This window comes from Mycobacterium alsense (genome assembly GCF_002086635.1).
GTDB lineage: Bacteria > Actinomycetota > Actinomycetes > Mycobacteriales > Mycobacteriaceae > Mycobacterium > Mycobacterium alsense.
Map to the genome: position 1 here is coordinate 1 of NZ_MVHD01000139.1, position 642 is coordinate 642.

Here is a 642-nt window from a genome sequence, read left to right on the forward strand (position 1 = left end):
TCGGTGTCCCATCCGGTCTCGACCAAGCGCATGAACGCCTCGACGGTGCCCGGCAGCGGCGGCGCAGCATCGGATGCGTGATCACCGCTTTCGCGATCACGCTTCCACTCGGCGATCAGCGCGTCACGATGCGAGGCCAGCGCCGCGTCGAACTTCGCCGCCTCAAGGTGGGGAAGGGTGATGCGGTAGCAGCTTTGCTGCTCGGTGCGCGTGGTGGTGAACCAGCGCTGGGGCTCAGCCCGTGGGTCGGGGTCGGGCCGGGGTTCGAGCTTGACCGCGGTGCGCAGCTGGTTGACCGTGGCCACCGCGGCCAGCTGCGCGTAGTGCGCATCGGATCCCTCGCCCGCGCGTGCGGCGATGACGCCCACCTGATCCAGCGACAGCCGCCCCTCCCGCAGGCCTTGCGCGCAGCGCGGAAACTCCTCCACCCGGCCCGCCACCGTGGTGATCGTGTGCGCGTTGGCCGACGACACCCCCAGCTTCCAGGCCACCAACGCCGCCACCGAGCGGGCCCCCGTCATCCCGCACAACTCATCGCGCTCGATCTCCGCGGCGATGTCCACGATGCGCCCATCAATCGCGTTGCGCTGACCAGCCAACTCCGCGAGCTCCTCGAACAACACCGCAAGACGCTCCTTGGGG

At 69.8% G+C, this 642-nt stretch carries 1 protein-coding gene; it reads right to left on the reverse strand.

Annotated elements, in window-relative coordinates:
• A partial coding sequence (locus BST11_RS26875) for a DUF222 domain-containing protein (protein WP_244897800.1) occupies positions 1-642 on the reverse strand: 642 nt, incomplete at both ends.